Source organism: Arsukibacterium sp. (assembly GCF_033721375.1).
Classification (GTDB): domain Bacteria; phylum Pseudomonadota; class Gammaproteobacteria; order Enterobacterales; family Alteromonadaceae; genus Alishewanella.
Map to the genome: position 1 here is coordinate 126,328 of NZ_JAWWAP010000008.1, position 20,302 is coordinate 146,629.

The following is a 20,302-nucleotide window of genomic DNA, read 5'->3' on the forward strand; positions in this document are numbered from 1 at the left end:
GCCTTACAACGCTTGTCCTAACTCTTGCTTCATCAGCTTACCGTAACAACAACCAGGCGACACTGCTGGCAGCAACACAGTAAAATAGCATTGGCCACAGTGTATAGCGAATAATATCACCCTCCCGCCCCTGCAAATTAACCACACTGGCAGCCGCGACAACGTTAACCACACAAATCATATTACCGGCATTAGCACCAAGCATTTGCAAAGCCAGCACCAAGGTCAGCGGTAAGCTGGCTTCATAGGCCATTGCCAGCTGAAAACTGCCAAACATTAAATTAGAAAAGGTTGCTGAGCCGGCAATAAAAGAGCCTAAGGCACCGACAAAAGGCGCTATCCATAACCAACTGTCGGCTAAATAGTGGGCCGCTTCGGTTGCCAGTGCTATTGGCATAGCAGGTAAACCCGCGGTATTAACGTCAGACTGCAGAAATATCCGCACCATTGGTACCGCACCGGCCAGCGCAATAGCCGAAGGCAGTAACATCCGGCCACTTTGCATCACCGCGTTTCGCAGCATCGTTGCAGAGCCCCGCAGGAAAAAGCAACCGACCAGCGCCACCAGCACAAATAAACTGCCCGGTAAATATAACGGGCTGACTGTGACGGTCAGTTCAGTACCAAAAATTGCCGGCCAGTGCCAGGCAAGCTGCTGTAGGCCGGCTTTGAAAGGCAAGCCCGGGATCCGGGTCAATACCAGTAACATCGCCACTAACATATAGGGTAGCCAGGCGCGCCATAATGGTAAGGCAGCTGTGGCTGACAGGATATCTGGCGTTATTGTGGTGGCTTGTTCAACCTGAGCGGGTGTTGCTTGGTCGGGCTTAAATAACCAGGGTGTTGCCGGTAACAGCACACCGTAACGGGCGGCGGTACAGATCAGCGCCAGCCCTATCAAGGCGCCCAGTACCGACGGAAACTCAGGCCCCAGCAATAAGGCCACCAGATAAGCCGGTAGTGTAAAGGCTAAGCCACTTAGCAATGCAAAAGGCGCAATAGCAAAGCCGGCACGCCAGCTTTTTTGCTCACTGAAAAAGCGGGTTAACATCACCACCATCAACAGCGGCAACCAGGAGGCAACGGCGATATCAATACTAATGGCAGTTAACGCTACCTGTAACACGGTGTCAGGTTCAATGCCCGGTACACCCTGAGCAATGCCAACCAGCACCGGGGTACCGACAGCGCCAAAAGAGACCGCACTGGAATCAGCCACCAACGCCAGCACCACAGCTGACAACGGGCTGAATCCCAGTGCCACCAGCAATGGCGCGGCGATAGCCGCGGGGGTGCCAAAACCGGCCGCGCCTTCTAAAAAACTGCCAAACAACCAGCCAATAATAATTAGCTGCACCCTTTTATCAGCGGAGATGGCGCCAAAGCCGGCTTTGATAACATCGATAGCGCCGGTCTGCTTTAGCACATTAAGCAGGAAAATGGCGCCAAACACGATCCACAGAATAGTGGCCGCAATCACCAGCCCTTCGGTGCTGGCCGCGGCCAGTTGTTGCAGCGGTACCTGCCATACCAGATAAGCCAGCACCGCACAGATCACAAAACTCAACGGCATTGCCCGGCGTGCTGGCATCCGCAGCAGCACCAGCAGCATAAACACACTTAACAGCGGCATCGCCGCTGTTATCCATTGCCATGCGGTCATAAGATCAGGTCAATACCTCCTGGCTGCCAGCGCTGCTGCTAATAACTACCTTAGCTCAATCCCGGCTGTCCCGCAGCCGTTTGCTCAGGATAGCTGGCATTATCCTGCTCACTGCTGCCTGCCCGTAACGTTATAATTAGCAGCGTGAACAAGCCCAGTACCGGGATAAGCAACAGCAATGCCCACCAGCGACTGAATGGCAAATCGGTTAAGCGCCGGCAGATTGCTGCAGTAACCGGCAACGTCATGCCAATTAAATACGCCAGGGCAACCACACCATTTGGCAACAAGCCAATGCTGGCAACGATACCGTCGACAATCAGTAATACAAATAACAACATTAGGTGAACCAGAAAAAACTGCCAGAATTCACGCCGGCTGTCGGGCTGGGTAAAGTTAGCATAGCTGCGAACGGCCCGGCCAAAGCTGGCAATGGCCTGGGGTACGGTTTTCTTGGTATCTTCCAGGATCACATACAGTGCCGGGATCAATACCAGGGTAATGACCGTCGCAAATAAAATACCAAACGCCAGCGATACTGCCATGGGTACCACTATTTTTGCCTGTAAACTGCGCTCCAGCACAATAGGTGCCAGGCCAACAAAGGTGGTCAGCGATGTCAGCAAAATAGCCCGGAAACGCTGGGTACCTGCTTCGACCACGGCCTGGCGCACCGCTATGCCCTGCTCCCGCGCCCGGTTGACAAAGTCGACCATGATCAGGCTGTCGTTTACCACAACCCCGGCCAGCGCCACCAGGCCAAAAATCGACATAATGCTCATACTCAACCCCAGTACCATATGGCCGATCACCGCGCCAATTAAGCCAAATGGGATCACGCTCATAATAATCAGTGGCTGACTGTAAGATTTCAGCGGCACCGCCATTAAGGCATAAATCGCAAACAACGCCAGCACCGCCGCTTTCATTAAATCAACCTGAGCATCAATTTCATCCTGACTGGCACCATCTAATGAGCCTGTCACACCAGGGTACTTCTGCTCCAGCTCTTTAATAATTTTATCTTTAACTTCGCGTACCACGACGCCAGGCTCGATCAGGGTTTTATCAGCTGCCGCGGTAATCGTTACGGCCCGCTCGCCATTTACCCGGTTAATGGCGCTGAAACTCGGTTGCATGGTGTAACTTGCTACCCGGGAGAACGGCACTTCCCCGCCATTAGCGGTGCGGATACGCATATTCTCCAAATCACCAATTGAGCGCCGCTCTTCCCGCGGGTAACGCACCATTACTTTTATTTCTTCGCCATTGCGTTGTAAGCGCTGGGCTTCAGCACCATAAAAACCATAGCGCACCTGCCGGGCTAAATCTGCCAGGCTAATGCCGAGTAAATCAGCTTCAGGTTTTAGCGCCAACACAATTTCATCATTGCCACCGAGTAAATTGTCTTCAATATCAAATACCCCGACATACTCTGCTAATCTGGTTTTCAGCTCCTGAGTAGCCAGCTGCAGGTTTTGCAGATTAGTGCCGCGCAGCTGCAGCGCAATGTCAGCACCACCACCACCGGCGACCGAGCTGTTAATTTTAAAGGTTTTTAAACCGGGAATTTCCGGCACCTGTTCCCGCCAGCGCCGGGCGATTTCAAAACCGTCTATTTCACGGTCTTCACTTTTTTTAAGCTCTACCACCAGCTGGCCGGCGGTATCGCTGTTTAAAAATACCAGCCGGTGTTTAATCACGTCCTCATTAAACTCGCGGCCCAGTTCGGTATTGGCTCGCAGTAGGGCGTTTTCAATTTCCTGCATTGCCAGCACAGTAGCTTCATTCGAGGCGCCCTCTTCCATTTGGACATTGGCCTGGATAAAGTCACTGGGCAGATCCGGAAAAAACACCCAGGGCACGAAGCCCCCCCGTAACACCCCGACCATTAAAATTAACATGGCAAAAAAACCAGCCATGGTCAGATAGCGCAGGCGAATACAAGCTTCGATAAACGGCTTATAGGTGTTGTGAATAAAGCGGAACAGGCCACGGGAAACCGCTTCGCGCACCCGCTTTAAGGTATTGCTGCCAAAGCGGCCCAGCGCATAAATCCCGCCTTTATCCGGATCCCAGGGCTTGGTGTCCATATTGGCAATGTGGGTAGGTAAAATCAGTTTCGATTCGATAATGGAAAATGCCAGACACAGCACCACTACCCAGGCAATGGATTCCCAGATAGCAGACTGGCCACCGCCAACCATCAGCATTGGCACAAAAGCGGCAATCGTGGTTAACACGCCAAATGTCGCTGGCATCGCGACCTTTTTGGCGCCGGCGATGACCGCTGCGGTAGATTTGCCCCGTTTTTCTATTTCGGTATAGGCACTTTCGCCAATAATAATGGCGTCATCGACCACTATCCCCAGTACCAGAATAAAGCCAAAGAGGCTTATCATATTGATCGAAACATCAAACATTGGCAGCGGCAACATCGCCAGCGCACCTAAAAAGCACACCGGAATACCCACCATTACCCAGAACGCGACCCGGAATTCCAGAAACAGCGTTAGTGCCAGCAGCACCAGTATAACGCCGTACAGCAGATTATCGGTCATCAGGTCCAGCCGGCCCTGCAGGTAGTAGCTGGAATCGCCCCAGTAATCTAACTGGACACTGGGCGGTAAACTGGCTTTCTTATCCTTAACATATTGTTTTACCGTATCGGCAATCTGCAGGGTATCGTCTTCGCCAACGGCATCAATCCGGATTGAGACACTGTTCTTACCATCAAAGGTTGCTAAGCGGCTACGTTCAATAAAACCGTCATTGACCGTCGCAATTTCACCGAGGGTCAACCGGGTGCCGTCTGCAAATTTCAGTAATACAATATTGTCAAAATCAGCCTGGTTATAGGCCTGACCTTTGGTTCGCAGCAGAATATTGCCACTTTCAGAACGGATAGCGCCGCCGGGTAAATCAACTGAGCTGGCGCGGATTGCCGTAACCACCTGATCCAGGGTTAAACCATATTCTTTTAATTTAAGCTCCGAGACTTCAACCGCAACTTCGTAGTCTCTGGCCGCTATTACATCAACCTTGCTGACCCCAGGACGCTTTTTAATGTCATCCCGGATATCTTTCGCCAGCTCTTTTAATGTCCGCTCCGGCGCATCGCCATACAGGGATAACCACATGACATTGCTTTGAAAGCGTACCCGGTACACTACCGGCCGCTCAGTTTGTTCTGGTAACGACGAAATAGAACCAACCTGAGTTTTGATCTCGTCCATTACCTCCTGAACTTCATAGTTTGAGGCAACTTCCACCCGTACCGTCGCCAGACCTTCAACGGCGGTCGAGCGAATACGCTTGATACCGTTAACGCCGCGCAGGCTTTGCTCGATTTTATCGATAACACCGGTTTCAACTTCCTGTGGTGCCGCCCCCAGATAAGGCACCCGGATATTAACCACTTCCAGCTCTATTTCCGGAAATGCCTGCTTTTTAATCGTCAGTACTGAAGCAATACCAGCCACCAGAATAATGGCCATCAGCAGATTAGCCGCCACGCTATTGCGGGTAAACCAGGCAATAATACCTTTGTTGGTATCCATATTATTGCTCCTTTACCTTACCGGCTTTTACTGCTGCGGCTTCAGCCAGCTGGGTCTCGTCACTAGTTTGCGGCTCGGCACTGTCTGCCCCGGCAACTCTGACTACTGTCCCTGCCAGTGGGTTTGAAATAGCCGATAACGCCAGTTGATCAGTCGGCTGCAGACCGGCCTGGATATAGGCAAATTCACTGGTTGCCCTGTCCACCGTTACCTGACGAAATTGCAGAGTATTGTCTTTATCGACCACCAGCACCTGATTACCCGGCAGTAGTAAATGCCGCGCTACCTTAACAACCTGCTCGGCCTGAGTGCCGACAATAGTCGCGCCGACAAAGCGGCCAAAGTTTAATACCGGCTGGCTTTCGCCCTGGCCCTGACTCTGGCGCTGATAAGGGTCGATGACTTCAGCCACCACATAGATAACCCGACTGCGCTCATCCAGTATGCCTTCGGTTCTGACCAGTTTTGCCGGCCAGCTTTGTTGCTGCCCTGCTACCGTGCTGCTCAGGGTGACTTTATTGCTATCCGGATCCCTTTCACCGGGCATGGCTAAAAATGCCATATCGATATCGGTCAGCGGTAAACGAATCTCAGCCACTTCGGTGCCGACAATATTGCCAAGCACCGTACCACGGCTGATAAACTGGCCCAGATTGGCGGCCCGGCTGCGAACCATACCATCGTACGGTGCCCGGATTTCAGTTCGGTCCAGATCGCGTTTTGCCCGCTCCAACTCTGCCTCTGCTGACTGGACACTGGCCAGCGCACTGGCTAATTGTGGTTGGCGTAAACCCAGTGCTGGCGCTGTGCCATCGGTAAAAGAGCGCCACTCTTCTTCCGCTACCTTAACCCGGGCTTTTTCTTCTGCCAGCATGGCCTGGGCATTGGCCACTGCAGCTTGCGCCGCTTTGACATTCGTTAAATAATCACTTTGTTCTACCCTGACCAGCAAATCACCTTTTTTGAAAAAACCGCCGGCAACGAATTGCTCGGCCACTGCCACAATCCGGCCATTCACTTCAGAAATCAGGCTGGTTTCCAGCTTGGGCGTTACCATGCCCTGTGACTTGATTTGATAAACGATATTATCTGGCTCAATAGCGGCGGCATTAACCAGGATCGCCGGCCTGCTTTCATCATTTTTTTCCGGCGGCTGGCGCATTTTAGCTAAGCCCACAGCAGCAGCTATAGCCACCACAATCACGATTACCGGAAGTATTACTTTTACAAAGAAAGACGACATGACTTACCCACCTGTCAAATTTAACTTGTTGCATCATAATCGTTACGGCAGCAATTGTATGCCAGCGACTGTTAATCTTTGTATCCTGAAATAGCAAAACTGCCGTGGCATGCAGAGTGAACCAAACCCTTTTAAATTCATCCGGCTAAGCCTCAAGCCTTTACGTATGCGGCTTGCATTCTTACTGCTGCTGAACAATCTTCTGGCCACGGCCGTTTTGCCGCCGCGGCAATACCCCTGCAGCGTAATATTTTGTTACAAACACACAGGTTTTAAACACGCGTTTGAATGGCTGTTATATCGCTACAACTTAAAGTTATTTGCCGTTTGGACTACCCTGATTTATGGTAGCAGTTGTGATCAACTTGGTCATTTTTCAGTCATAAACCGCGGCTAGTATTTCTGGTAGTATTCACTATCGCAGCAGCAAGTTGCTTAAGCAGGCTGTTAACCCAGCCAGATTGAGGGAATAAACATGAGTATCACCAAACAATATTTAAAAACGAAACCAGCCTGCAAAGTGACTTTTAAACTCAGCGCTGAGCAATTAGCCGATGCTGAGTCAGTTGCCCTGCTCGGTGAATTTAATAACTGGGATCCCAGTGCGTTGCCGATGAAAAAAAGTAAAAAGGGTGATTTCAGCGCCAGTCTGACCCTGGAAAATGATCGGGAATATCAATTCCGTTATCTGGTCAATGGCGGAACCTGGTTAAATGACGATGCGGCAGATGCCTATTTGCCATCGCCGCTATCCTACGATCATAACTCCGTTATTCGCTTATAACTTAGTTAGTTGCTTAGTTAGTTGCTGATAAGTGCTGTACGACCGGCTCTGGCTGACAACGACAATCTCGCTGTCAGCCACTAACAGCGCTGGCTTAGCACCGTTCCAGCATCAGACAGCCTACCGAGTAGCCTGCGCCAAAGGAACAGAGCACGGCCTTATCACCGCTGCTAAGCCCGGTTTTATACTTGTGAAACGCGATAATTGAACCGGCTGAAGCGGTGTTAGCATAAGTGTCCAAAACCAGTGGCGCTTCTTCCGGCAACGGATCCCGCCCCAGAATTTTCTTTGCAGCAAAAATATTCATATTAATATTGGCCTGATGCAGCCATAACCGTTTCAACTGATCCGGGCCAATATTAAGGGCAGCCATCTCATCCTGAATCACCTCAGCGACGATAGGCAGCAGTTCCTTGAACACCTTTCTACCCTGCTGTTTAAAAAACGGGACTTTAGGGTCAGTTTCGGCAAAACAATGTTCGGTATATCCGATGTCGCAGCGAATATTGTTGGAGAAGCTGGTTTTCAGCCGCATACCGAGGATATTAAAGGCGTTATCTGCGGTACAACTGCTTTGCCCTTCAATAATCGTTGCAGTACAGACATCCCCAAAAATAAAATGGCTGTCGCGATTTCTGTAATCGACCTGGGGCGAGGCAAATTCCGGGTTAACCACCAACACCACTTTCGCGGTGCCACCACGGATGGCATTAACCGCATTGCTGATGGCGAACGTTGCAGAAGAACAAGCGACATTCATATCAAAGGCGTAACCGTTTACGCCCAGAATATGTTGTAATTCAATAGACAGTGCCGGATAAGGCCGCTGCATATTGGACGCCGCGCAAATAATTAAATCAATGTCCGCTGCTGTTTTATTGGCCTGAGCCATCGCCTCACGGGCTGCGGCGATGGCCATTTCCACCATTTCCGGCGGGGTGTTTTCATCACGCTTGGCAAACACCGGATGCATCACTTGCGGGTCCAGAATGCCCTCTTTATACAACACATGGCGTGATTTAATCCCTGAGGCTTTCTCAATAAATTCTGAGCTGGAATACTCCAGCGCGTCACGGCCACCGCTACTGATTTCAGTGGCATGCTGTTGATTATACAAATCGACATATTGGTTATAGCTGGCAACCAGCTCTGTATTGCTGATGGTAGCGCTGGGGGTAAATAACCCTGATCCACTGATTACAATATTTTGCATTAAATTACACCTTGTCCGGTTGCAACGATCTTATTATCTGGTTGTAGTGCGACTCCGGCAGTTTGCTATAGTTTTACTATAGTCAGGTTGTAACCGCTGCCCGGGCCTGGCAGTTAGTATAACGAAAAATCCACTTGGCGTTTAGCCGAATACATTAACGCTGTTTTACTGCAGCCCGGTATTTGTTAAGCCGGCATCCAGTAAAGACGGTATACACTGCCATTCGTTGTGCGTCATAATAATGTTTCTCACAAAGAAGCAGCTTTAGTGCCACAGCTGCTTTGTTAACAGGATACCAGATTAACCGCATGTCGCTATTTAGAAAAATAATCAGTCTTTTCTTTCTGACAAGTGTCAGCATTCAGGCCCAGACTGAGCTGAAAATACGTGGCCTGAGCGGTGCGCTAGAACAAAATGTTAATAATCATATCGCCAGCTATGACAAAACAGATATTTCAGATTCGCTGCGTTTTCAGCTGAAACTACGACAGGATATTGAAATCGCGCTGCAGGCGCTGGGGTACTATCAAAGTGAAATCGAGTTTACTGTTTCAGAAAAATCAGGCAAAACAACACTGTTGGTTACTGTCTCAGCCGGCCCGCCGACTCTGATCAAAACAGCTGATATTAAGCTAAGTGGCGATGCGACTGACGATCGGCAATTCGCTGGCTTACTGCGGCGGCAGGCACCGCAGGTGGGTGATGTGCTGCATCATGGTACCTATGAGAGTCTGAAGAAAGAGTTAAGCAGCCTGGCGCTGCGTAAAGGCTATTTTGACGCCGAATTCAGCCGCAGCACCTTAGAAGTCATTCCTGAATTAAACCAGGCCAATATTTATTTGCATTTCGCCAGTGGTACCCGCTACAAATTTGGCGAGGTTTCTTTCAGCGGTCAGCAAATCCGTGATCAATGGATGCAGTCGCTCGTCCCGTTTGAGCCCGGCCAGCCCTATCTGGCCAGCGAGTTGGGCGAATTTAATCAGGTACTGGCCAATACCAACTGGTTTTCATCTATCGCCATTGAGGGCGCTACTGAACAAATTGAAGATTACACCCTGCCGATATTGGTAAAACTTGAACCGCGACTGCGCAACAGTGTGGAAACCGGTATCGGCTATTCGCAAGAGGTAGGCCCTCGTCTGAAATTAAGCTGGTTTAAACCCTGGCTGAATGACCGTGGCCATAGTTTGAATGCCGACCTGATATTATCCGGTGAAGAGCAGAATATTGAAGCGCGTTATAAAATGCCGTTGGCCGATTCTCCCAGCGACTTTTATCAATTTCAGTATGGCGTTGGTGTAAAAGAATATACCAGGCAGAATAATGTTCGTACCAAAGTGTCTAATCTGGCAGCGGAGCGCCACTGGTTATTAGAAAGTGACTGGTATCGAATTGCGTCGTTTCGTTGGTTGTATGAAGAAGCAACCGAGTTTGAACAGAAAAACACCAGCAATATTCTGATGCCGGGCCTGAGTTTTAACCGGCTTCGGCAATCTGGTGGCCAAATGCCAAGGTCTGCAGACAGACTGTTATTCAACATTGAAGTATCAGATAAATATTGGGGGTCAGATGCCAACTTTGTCCGGCTGCGCGGCCGGGCCGGCTGGATTGGCAGCGTGGGCCGCAACCACCGCTTTGTTACCCGCGCCGATGCCGGAGCCGTAGTTGGGGCAGCGCTTGAAGACTTACCGCCTTCGCTGCGTTTTTTTGCCGGAGGTGAAAATAACCTGCGTGGTTACGGTTATGAATCGTTGCCCATGCAAGACGACGATACGGAGGTAGTTGGTGGCCGTTATATGGCAACCGCTTCGCTTGAATATCAGTACAGAGTTAAAGGTAATTGGTGGCTTGCCGGCTTTTTTGACTATGGTAGTGCGTGGAGTGACAGCCCCGATTTTAAACGCGGGGTTGGGCTGGGTGTTCGGTGGGGTTCACCGGTTGGCCCGGTGCGGCTGGATTTTGGCTACGGTCTGGACAGCGGCGAGCGCAAAGCGTTTAAAATTCATTTTTCCCTTGGTCCAGAGCTATGACAACTAATCTGAGCAAGACCAATCTGATTAAAAAAGTGCTGAAATGGCTAAACTGGACGTTGCTGCTGCCACTGTTAGCCGTGGTGCTGTTGCTGGTTATTTTGCTGTACACGCCAACCGGTCTGAAACTGGGGCTATGGCTGGCTCAGAAATACGTCCCGGAGTTAACGGTAGCGGCCCACCGTGGCAGCCTGCTCGGTGGCATGCAGCTTAGTGATATCAGCTGGCAAAATGATACCGCTCAGCTGCAGCTGGCCCGGGTGCAGCTTGATATTAATAATGCCTGCTTTTTTCAGCTAAAAGTATGTATCTCCGGGCTGACTATTGAAGATGCAACGGCCAACATGGGGGCAAATACCATCCGTTTCAGACATTTTAGTACTGAGATAGAAGCCTGGGGCCGCCAGCTACAGTTGAACAACAGTCAGTTAAAGCAGCTGCAGATTGAACCCGGACAAAGCAATGAAATTGCCACTGAACCTTTCAGTTATCAGCCACCGGCACTTAGCGATATCAGTCTGCCTGTCTCGGTGTTTATTAACGGCTTTCAGCTGAGCGACGCCAGCCTGCAACAGCAGGACCAGCAAACCGCGCTGCCCGATGTCAGTTTCAGCCTGCAAGCCCGCGAGCAAAGTATCCGGTTACTGGACCTGCAGGCCACTCACCCATTGGCAAACCTTACTGCCACAGCTGAAATTACCCTGCAAGGTAACTACCCGCTAAGCGGCCGGCTAAGCACCGTCCTGAAACAAGCGCCGCTGGCGGAGCAACAGCTGAATATTGGCCTGAGCGGCAGTCTGGCTGATTTAGTGATTAATGCCCGCGCCACAGGCACTCTCAATGCCAGTGCCGAGGCCGAGCTGGCGCTGTTAACCGACAGCTTACCGCTCAATGTGACTGCACAGTACGATGCCTTCAGCTGGCCGCCGAAGAGCGACACGCCGTGGCAGCTGGCCAGCGGCCAGATAACCGCCAGTGGTGATTTACAACAATTACAGTTTACTGTGGACGCTGGCGTGGCACACCAAACGGTGCCAGATACTGATCTCAGTGCCAGCGGCCAGTATCAGTTAGCCGAGTCGTTATTAACGATAAATCGTTTCAAGCTTAATACCCTGGACGGTGCTATCAACGGCAATGCCAACATTAACTTGACCCCGCCCCTAAGCTGGCAAACCGAAATAAACCTGAGCAATATCAAACCCGGAGTATTCTGGCCGCAATACCAGGGACAGCTGAATGGTAAACTGGCAAACCACGGCAAGCTTAGTGCCGGTGGCAGCTGGCAGACTGAATTAACCCAGCTGGCTATTGATGGCAGCTTGCGCGATGAAATAATTAACATCAGCGGCGACATCTCGGCCAGCTTCCGTCAGAGCGCCAACCGTTATCAGTTCAGCAGTGAACAGTTGCTGGTGCAGCATGGCAGCAATCAGATTAGTTTAACCGGCTCTCTGGCTGAACAGTGGCAGCTCGATGCAAAGGTTAACATTCCGGATTTAAGCGCCAGCCTGCCCACAGCCAGTGGCATTATTAACGCCGACGTAGCTATCCGCGGTGCCCAGCGCCAGCCGCAATTAACCGCCAGCGTTACCGCTAATACGTTGCGTTATGGCGCTGAACGGCTGGAACAGCTGAACCTTGAGTTGCAGTTGGCGCTAAAGGAGCAGCTACAGGCCAGTTTTGAGCTGGTGGCCAGTGACGGCCGGCTGCAGGGATACCAGATAAACCAGCTGACAGTGACAGGTTCAGGCAGCGAGCAGCAACATCAGTTGGAGCTGGCATTACAGTCACCGTTATCAGATAGCAGTTTGCAACTTAATGGCCAACTGACGGACCGCAACCACTGGCAAGGCCAGTTGGCTGATGCGCAGCTTGGCAGCCCGCTGGGTAGCTGGCAACTGCAACAGCCCGTTTCTTTAGACTATATGCATGATAAACAGCAGTTGCAGATCAGTCAGCATTGCTGGCTGCAAAACCCGGCGTCGTTATGTTTAACTGATGATGCCAGCCTTAGCAGCGAAAGGATGGCGGCTGATATTGAATTACGGCAGCTTAATCTGGCCGATCTGAATGAATTTATGCCACTGGCGGTCAGTTTAGATGGCGAGCTCAGCGCCAACGCCAGTGCCAGCTGGCAACCTGGTCAGCGCCCGCAGCTTGAGTTGGCGCTGCAAAGCCAGAATGGCGCGTTAACTGAGGTGGCAACCCCTCCTGTTAAACTGAGCTGGCAACAACTCAGTCTGAGCAGCGTGTTACAGGATGACACACTAACTGCCAGCCTGCAGGCAACCCTGAATAATCAGGCGTCGTTAACCGCTGAACTTAATATCAGTGATGTCAGCAGCAGTAACCGGCCATTAACCGCCAATGTCCGGCTTAGCGAGTTTACTCTGGAGTTCCTGCAGCCGTTACTGGATGAATACAGCGAGTTAGCTGGTGTGATCAGTGCTGATATCAATGCTGAAGGTACAGTAGAAAGCCCGTTGCTGGCGGGCACGCTGGCTCTGCAACAACTGCGGGTAAAAGGTAAACTGGCGCCAGCAGACATTAATGACGGTAAGCTACAGGTTAATTTTAAAGGCGAGCAGGCAGAGCTGCAGGGCGATATTGATACGCCTCAGGGTAACTTGAAACTGACGGGTAACGCTAACTGGCAGCAGCTGGATAACTGGCGGGCAAAACTGGCCGTAAATGGTGATCCGCTGAGCATTCAGATAGAACAGGGCCGGTTGCAGGTTAAACCGGACCTTGAAATAAACGCCAGCCCGCAACTGACCAAAGTCACCGGTAATATCAACATTCCAAGTGCCCAACTCAGTATTGATGAACTACCGCCTAACGCCATTGGCTTATCAAATGATACCGTTATTCTGACAGCCGAGGGCGAACCGGTAACTGATCAACAAGCAATGGCCATTCCGCTTGAAGCAGATATCAGAGTTGAACTGGGTGACAAGGTTAAGCTGGAAGCTTTTGGCCTGGAGACGCTGCTGCGGGGCAACCTGCAGGTTCGGCAAAAGCAGAATAAACAAACCATTAATGGCGAAGTGCGACTGGTTGACGGGACTTTTCGCTCGTACGGCCAGGATTTACTGATCCGCAAAGGCAAAATGACCTTCAATGGTCCACCGGATCAACCCTATCTGAATGTTGAGGCCATTCGTAACCCCGCCAATATGGAAGACAATGTGGTAGCGGGCATCCGGGTTATCGGCCCGGCAGACCGGCCACAAGTTACTATTTTCTCAGAACCGGCCATGCCACAGGCTAATGCCCTGTCCTATCTGCTGGCCGGGCGTGATCTGGACAGCGAATCGGGCAGCGCTGCCAATGCCGTCACCACCAGCCTTATCGGGATGAGTATAGCGTCCAGTGGCAGCCTGGTAGGGGAAATTGGCGAAGCCTTTGGGGTCAGTAATCTGACATTAGATACTGCCGGCTCTGGTGACAGCTCGCAGGTAACGGTAAGTGGTTATCTGAATCGGGATTTACAAATTAAATACGGCGTCGGCATTTTTGAGCCGATTGGCGAATTTACTCTGCGCTACCGTTTAATGCAGAGTTTATATCTGGAAGCAGTGTCAGGCCTGGATAATGCCGTAGACTTGTTATACCGCTTTGAGTTTGATTAGGCGTGTCAGTCGTTGCTGGTAACCTGTTTGCGCAGCAGCAAATGGGTATAGCGGCCAATCGACGCATAGGGCTCCTGCTGGTTGTATTTTAATTCCAGTTCCAGCAGTTGGCCAAAATGGCTTTGCTGCTGGTTGCGGTTTTGCAGATAATCGTGAAAACAACGAACACCGGATTTACTGATTAAGCTAAAGCCGGCCTGCTGGTACCATTGCTCAACCTGCAACGGCTCCAGCGGGTTTTGCGGGCTTAAACTGACTTTCTTTTTTACCTTGAAATCGGCCGCTACATAATCAAAATTACCATACAGAATATTACTGAGACGTTTGGCGTCCTTATTATAATACATTAACGACAGCATCCCACCCGGCGCTAGCAGCCGGTATAGCTGCATTAATGCTAACTCTGGCTTAGCCAGCCATTCCAGCATGGCATGGCATAACACCAGCGGATACTGCTGTGTTTTATCAGCGCTTAATTCAGCCAGGCTTAGTTTACTGAAACGTACCTTTGCTGCAGGTCCCGATACTTGCAGCCCATCGGTGGCGGCTGTCTCAGCTGCAATGGCCAGCATGTCGGCTGAAATATCAGTTAAATGGACGCTATGACCCATTTTCGCCAACGCCAGGCTGATCTGACCTTGCCCTGCTCCCACATCGAGCACCTGACAAGGCTGCTGTAACACAACCAGGCTGCTTAGATCGCGCAGCAGCACCTGCTGGCGGATCTCCCCCTTGCTACTCTGGTAAATATTACGCTGAAACTTCGCGCTGATCCCGTCGAAGCTGCGATCGGTCTGTTTGTTCATGCCGGATTATCAATATCTATAAATTTTACGTCTAACTGATAATTAGCCGCCAGATATTGACCCAGGGCTTTAATTCCATAGCGCTCGGTAGCGTGGTGCCCGGCAGCAATAAAATGAATATCCAGTTCGCGCGACACATGAATAGTCTGCTCTGACACTTCACCGCTGATAAACAGATCCACGCCTGCTGCTGCAGCCTGCTCAATGTAACCCTGGCCACCTCCGGTACACCAGGCCAGCTTGCGAACCGGCTTATTACCAACACCAGCATGCACCAGCATGTCCCGGCCCAGTTGCTGCCGGAGTAATGTTGCTACCTCACTTAAAGATCTGGACTTAGCATACTCGCCCTGCATTACCACCCCCAGCGGTTCAACGGTTGCTATCGGCGTAATGACCTCTGCATTGAGCAGTTTGCCCAGCTGTGCATTATTGCCAAGTTCAGGGTGAATATCTAACGGTAGATGGTAAGCAAACAGATTTATGTCATTGGCTAATAACGCTTGTAAGCGTTTTTTCTTCATGCCGGTGATTTCCGAAGCTTCATTTTTCCAGAAATAGCCATGGTGCACTAAAATCGCATCGGCATTCCAGCCAATTGCTGCGTCAACCAACGCCTGACTGGCCGTCACCCCGGTAACAATCCGTCTGATCTCTGGCTTGCCTTCCACCTGCAAGCCATTAGGGCAATAGTCACGTATCCGTCCGGGTTGCAGCAGCTCTGACAGCAGGCTGAGCAGTTGTTGCCGATGCAGCATAAAAAACTCCGCTTTAATTCATTCGTTAAACGCTCTATTGTACTTAAAAACTGTTAAAAAGCAGGCAGATTTGTCTATTACCTGTGTTTTGATGTATAAATAGCGGGCAACGATTAATTTTCACGCACAGGTACCTAGCATGACAAAATTGGATAAAGATCAGGTAATCACTGATTTTACTGCGGCTTACAAAGCTAAATTTGGTAAAGAGCCCGAGCTGGAGCAAAAGCCAGGCTGGTTCAGTGTTGATGGCGGTAAAAATATCCGTCTGGCTGAGCTGGCGGAATTAGCCCAAAGTTATAGTAAAGGCGGTAAAGCCAAAGCGGCTGCCAAAACTGAAACGCCTGCTAAGGCGGATCAAAAAGCGGCTAAAACTGCCAAGCCGGCCGCTAAACCCGCTGCAAAAGCGGCAGCAAAAAGTAAAGCTAAAGCCGAGAATCCACTGAAAACGACTCCGGGTGCAGCAGCTGCTTTCTGGGCCCAGAAAATCAACGACAGCAAGCAACGGCTGCCACGTGGTTCCCGTTAACAGCCGTTAAGCTTTAACAGTTAGTTATTCGTTACCCGATACTGGCGCAATTTGCGCCAGTTTACTTTTTGCCTCTATCCACTGCCCCATAAATTTGGTACTGCGGTATGCATGATGTCTGAGCATCAACCCGGTAAAGTTTATCTGCCGCTGTTGCGGTAAAGTTGTTCTTACCTGCTCAATATCGCGCCAGACTCGCAGTGCCTGCTGTGGTCCAAACCGTCGGCTGGTGATCTGAAAACCCTGTTGCTGCGCCTGTTGCCAAAGTGCCTCGTCCTGATACAACTCGACAGCAGCCTTGGCAATGCCGGCACTGTCGCTAGCAATAGCGCCGCACCAGCCGCTATCAATGTTCATACCTTCGGCGCCAATTTCCGTGGTGACATTGGGAGTGCCCTGGCACATTGCTTCGAGCAACTTGCCTTTTAAGCCGGCGCCAAAGGCCAGTGGGGCTAAACATACTCTGGCCTGGCGCATAACCTCAGCACTATCTGCCACCCAGCCTTTAACTAAAAAACCCTGCTGCGGGTTGTCCAGCGCCGTGGCTTTGGGCGGCGGATAGGCGCCGTAAATATGCAGCTGGGCGCCAGGCAGCTGTTTGCGTATTTGCGGCCAGATCTGTTGTTTCAGCCACAATACTGCCTGCCAGTTGGGGGCGTGTCGGAAATTACCTATCGCAATAAAATGCTGGCGCTCGCCGTAACCCGGGCTGTTAGTTGCCGGCAACTTATCTAACCAGAACGGACAATAACAAAGCAGTGCTGCCGGCACGCCATAATGCTGTTGCAGAATCTGCATTTCCGCTTCTGAAATCACCAGGGTTAAATCGCAGCGATAAATGGCCGCTATTTCCCGTAATGCCAGCTCAGAGTTAAGTGCTTGCGCATCAACCGGCCTTTGTTGGGTATGGCAGCTTTGTCTAGCCTGGCGCAAAGCATGACAATCTTCCATATCCAGAATACGCATTGCGTCCGGGCACGCCTGCTCTACCCGCCAGCCAAATTGCTCTTCGAGCATAAAGCGATCAAACATCACAGCTTGCGGGTTTTGCTCCGCAAGCCAGCGGTCAAAACTAGCGCAGTTCAATGTAATTTGCTGTTCGCTTACGCCAAGCTCTGCCAGCATAAAACGATGCGGGCTCAGTTCTGCCGGGCTGGCAAACTTCACCTGCCAGCCATAACTCAGATACAGCTTGATCAGGCTGAGCATTCGGCTGCCGGCAGCGGAGGAGTTAGGTTCGGGCCAGACATAGCCCAGAATAATAAGTAGTGGCATAAGGCTAGCTTTGCTGCATTGGCGTTGTTAAAAAAACGCAGTGTACCGCCGCTGCCATTAAATACCAATGCTTTTGCCGTTAAGTTACAGCTTGCTGTTTACCTGAGGCAGGTTGTTGTTAAGATACGTAGTTAAATCTACGTATTTAAGCAATCAATCCGGTAAAACCTATGACCAGTATAAGCCGCTATACCGTTTTAGAAGAACAGCTGCATGCACTGAGCCATGCTGTAGGCGCAGTACTGGGACTCATTGGCCTGATATTGATGCTGCGACTGAGCGTTCTCTATGGCGACAGCTGGCAGCTGGCCAGTTCGCTGATTTATGGTAGCAGTATCATTTTGCTGTACAGCAGCTCGGCGCTTTATCACAGCATTCATAACCCGCTGCTTAAATACCGGCTGCGCCAGCTGGATCATGCAGCTATTTTTATCCTGATAGCCGGCACCTATACGCCATTCACCCTGGTAAGCCTGCGCAGCGACTGGGGCCTGACGTTATTTACTGTGATCTGGCTGATTGCCATAGCCGGCGTGATATTGGAACTGGCGACCGGCCTTAAATATAAAAAACTATCACTGGCGCTCTATCTGGGAATGGGTTGGATTGTCGTGGTCGCGATTAAACCAATGCTGACTCACGTGCCTGCGCCGGCAATGTGGTTGTTACTGGCCGGCGGCCTGGCCTATTCCGGAGGCGTACTGTTTTACATCTGGCGCACGTTGTATCTGCATCATATGATCTGGCACTTATTCGTCCTTGCCGGCAGCATCCTGCACTTTTTAGCCGTATATTGGTATGTGATGCCGCATGCCTAGCAAAATTTGTTAATGGCATTATAGAAAAAGGGCTGCTAACGCAGCCCTGCAACAACCTTTGCGGTTGTATGTTATCGCTTAGTACTGGTAGCTGTACGTTACACCGCTAAAGGCGCTGTAGGCACGGATGCCAACATGCCAGGTGCCGGCTTGCGGGTTGTTAATGGTACAGACTTCATTATTACCGTTTAAATACGGCCGGCAGGTGTAAGCACTGGTGCTTGGCTGACTACCATAACGTACATATAAATCAGCATCACCACTGCCGCCTGAGATCTGGAAGGTGATTTGCGACACACCTGATGGGATCTGATAGCTGCCACGTAACCACTGACCGGTCGATGCCGACAGGTTCGGGAAGGTTGCGCCACCGCCCGGAGGTGTACCGCCACCGCCGCCGCTACCGTCACAACCGTTGTTGGTAATCCTGTCGCTGGCTGCTTTAGCCTGCACAATACCAAAACCATAGGAGTTATCCCGCCCTGCTGCGCCTCGGTCCTGGGCTGTTGCATTTAATGCATTACGAATTTGCGAGGCAGAACAGGATGGATGATTACTCCAAACCAGTGCAGCCACACCAGCCACATGTGGTGAAGCCATCGACGTGCCACTGATGCTGTTATAGCCGCCGTTACGCCAGGTTGAACTGACATTCACGCCAGGGCCGGCAATTTCGACTTGTGAGTTACGCTGCGAGAAACTGGCCAGATTACGGTTAGAATCAACCGCTGCCACAGAGACAACTGCGTTGTACGACGCCGGATAAGACAAACTGGTATTGCCGGCATTACCGGCTGCCGCTACCAGTAACATGCCGTTATTGTAGAAATTATTCATGGCATTGTTTTCAGTCTGATTCGACGAACCGCCGCCAAGGCTCATATTAACCACTTTGGCACCGGCGTCCTGACACGACTGAATACCCTGAATTAAATTGGACGCATAGGTCCAGTTTCCGGAGTCGTTAAATATTTTAACGATATGCACGCCAGCCTGGCCTGAACCAATAACGCCGACAACGCCTGAGTTATTGTCCAGCGCCACCATAGTGCCCGCAACGTGCGTACCATGGCCATTGCCATCAGAATACCAGTTGCCATGACCTGAGAACGCATAACCGGTAACGCCGGAGCTTTGCAGGTCTTCGTGGCCAGAGGTATAGCCGGTATCGATTACACAGACTTTAATATTGCCGGCACTGCTGTCACTCAGCTGATTTGCCTGCACCATATTAATACCATAAGGGGTAGATTGTGCCATCGGGCTGATGACATCCATCAGATAGCGCTTAGCATCTTCTTCAACGTACTGCACATTCGGGTTGGACTGTAGTGCCTTTAACTGCCTGGCAGATAATTTAGCGACACTGGCATTGGCCGACTTTAAATGCATTAATGCTGCAACCTGATGACCACGTAACACTGTTTCAGCTTGCTGGGTTGAAAATTCACTCTGGCCATTGTTGCTGTTCATTACTGCTGCCGTGGGCTTGAACTTGATAATGTAACGGCTGCTCTTATCGCCATCATCGACCAGGCTGTCAGCAATTGCCGGAGTAGTTAACGTTAATGCAAAGCAACTGCTTACGCTAAGTGCTAAGAGAGTTTTTGTAGTTTTCATTGTGGTACCTTTTTATATTTAATAATTTGGTTGTTAAATTAATCGTTGTCAGACATCCTGTGCTTAAGCTGCGTCCTGCGGGCTCTAACTAACCAGTTGCTCAGAAAAACAACAATTACAAAAGCATGACAAAGTGATTACAAAAAAATACACTCACCCCATTTCAGAAAAAAAAACCAACGAATAGAAACAAATGCCCTGTTTCAGGAAAACTAACAGCAGCGCATATAACTTACAGATCTGCCTTATACCTTTAAGCAATAACAATTTTGCGCCAGAAGTTTACAGTCCGCACCGAACTAATTAGCCAGCAGATCTTTCTATGCTCATTGCATTCTTTTAGAATCGTCCCCATTGCGTTTTCACTT

Annotated in this window: 13 protein-coding genes; 5 read left to right on the forward strand and 8 right to left on the reverse strand. The window is 50.6% G+C overall.

Features of this window, described 5'->3' with window-relative positions; translation table 11 throughout:
- Positions 1-37: 37 nt before the first annotated feature.
- The 3 genes from R3187_RS13715 to R3187_RS13725 are packed head-to-tail and all read right to left on the reverse strand — an operon-like array spanning position 38 to position 6,466.
- The gene (locus R3187_RS13715; protein ID WP_318967624.1) at positions 38-1,663 is read right to left on the reverse strand and encodes an L-lactate permease; all 1,626 of its coding nucleotides are present in this window, start codon (positions 1,661-1,663) and stop codon (positions 38-40) included.
- Positions 1,664-1,713: 50 nt separating this feature from the next.
- Positions 1,714-5,223 (reverse strand): efflux RND transporter permease subunit, encoded by a 3,510-nt coding sequence (locus tag R3187_RS13720; RefSeq protein WP_318967625.1) that lies wholly within the window; start codon positions 5,221-5,223, stop codon positions 1,714-1,716.
- A 1-nt stretch (position 5,224) separates the two neighbouring features.
- Positions 5,225-6,466 (reverse strand): efflux RND transporter periplasmic adaptor subunit, encoded by a 1,242-nt coding sequence (locus tag R3187_RS13725; RefSeq protein WP_318967626.1) that lies wholly within the window; start codon positions 6,464-6,466, stop codon positions 5,225-5,227.
- A gap of 475 nt (positions 6,467-6,941) precedes the next feature.
- Between R3187_RS13725 and R3187_RS13730 the strand changes: the two genes are divergently transcribed.
- Complete coding sequence (locus R3187_RS13730) at positions 6,942-7,250, forward strand: isoamylase early set domain-containing protein (RefSeq protein ID WP_318967627.1); 309 nt, start codon at positions 6,942-6,944, stop codon at positions 7,248-7,250.
- A gap of 94 nt (positions 7,251-7,344) precedes the next feature.
- Here the strand turns inward: R3187_RS13730 and R3187_RS13735 are convergent, their stop codons facing one another.
- Complete coding sequence (locus tag R3187_RS13735; RefSeq protein WP_318967628.1) at positions 7,345-8,463, reverse strand: beta-ketoacyl-ACP synthase III; 1,119 nt, start codon at positions 8,461-8,463, stop codon at positions 7,345-7,347.
- Between the two features lie 308 nt (positions 8,464-8,771).
- On the opposite strand from R3187_RS13735, the gene R3187_RS13740 reads away from it, so the two are divergent.
- Entirely contained in the window at positions 8,772-10,493 is a 1,722-nt protein-coding gene (locus R3187_RS13740) for an autotransporter assembly complex family protein (protein WP_318967629.1), read from the forward strand.
- On the forward strand, positions 10,490-14,128 hold the full coding sequence (locus R3187_RS13745; RefSeq protein ID WP_318967630.1) for a translocation/assembly module TamB domain-containing protein: 3,639 nt from the start codon (positions 10,490-10,492) through the stop codon (positions 14,126-14,128). The genes R3187_RS13740 and R3187_RS13745 overlap by 4 nt, the downstream gene beginning before the upstream one ends.
- Before the next feature lie 5 nt (positions 14,129-14,133).
- Here R3187_RS13745 and R3187_RS13750 read toward each other — a convergent pair whose 3' ends face one another.
- Together R3187_RS13750 and R3187_RS13755 are read right to left on the reverse strand one after the other, a co-directional pair.
- The gene (locus R3187_RS13750) at positions 14,134-14,934 is read right to left on the reverse strand and encodes a methyltransferase domain-containing protein (protein ID WP_318967631.1); all 801 of its coding nucleotides are present in this window, start codon (positions 14,932-14,934) and stop codon (positions 14,134-14,136) included.
- A complete protein-coding gene (locus R3187_RS13755) occupies positions 14,931-15,692 on the reverse strand; it encodes a Nif3-like dinuclear metal center hexameric protein (RefSeq protein WP_413229029.1) in 762 nt (253 codons plus the stop codon). The genes R3187_RS13750 and R3187_RS13755 overlap by 4 nt, the downstream gene beginning before the upstream one ends.
- 139 nt (positions 15,693-15,831) lie before the next feature.
- Between R3187_RS13755 and R3187_RS13760 the strand changes: the two genes are divergently transcribed.
- Positions 15,832-16,221, forward strand: coding sequence for a hypothetical protein (locus R3187_RS13760; protein WP_318967632.1), 390 nt, complete (start codon positions 15,832-15,834; stop codon positions 16,219-16,221).
- A 24-nt stretch (positions 16,222-16,245) separates the two neighbouring features.
- Here the strand turns inward: R3187_RS13760 and R3187_RS13765 are convergent, their stop codons facing one another.
- On the reverse strand, positions 16,246-17,496 hold the full coding sequence (locus R3187_RS13765) for a glycosyltransferase (protein WP_318967633.1): 1,251 nt from the start codon (positions 17,494-17,496) through the stop codon (positions 16,246-16,248).
- A 170-nt stretch (positions 17,497-17,666) separates the two neighbouring features.
- Here R3187_RS13765 and trhA point away from each other — a divergent pair, with 170 nt between their 5' ends.
- Entirely contained in the window at positions 17,667-18,314 is a 648-nt protein-coding gene (trhA, locus tag R3187_RS13770; RefSeq protein ID WP_318967634.1) for a PAQR family membrane homeostasis protein TrhA, read from the forward strand.
- A 78-nt stretch (positions 18,315-18,392) separates the two neighbouring features.
- Here the strand turns inward: trhA and R3187_RS13775 are convergent, their stop codons facing one another.
- On the reverse strand, positions 18,393-19,934 hold the full coding sequence (locus R3187_RS13775; protein WP_318967635.1) for a S8 family serine peptidase: 1,542 nt from the start codon (positions 19,932-19,934) through the stop codon (positions 18,393-18,395).
- Between the last annotated feature and the right edge of the window lie 368 nt (positions 19,935-20,302).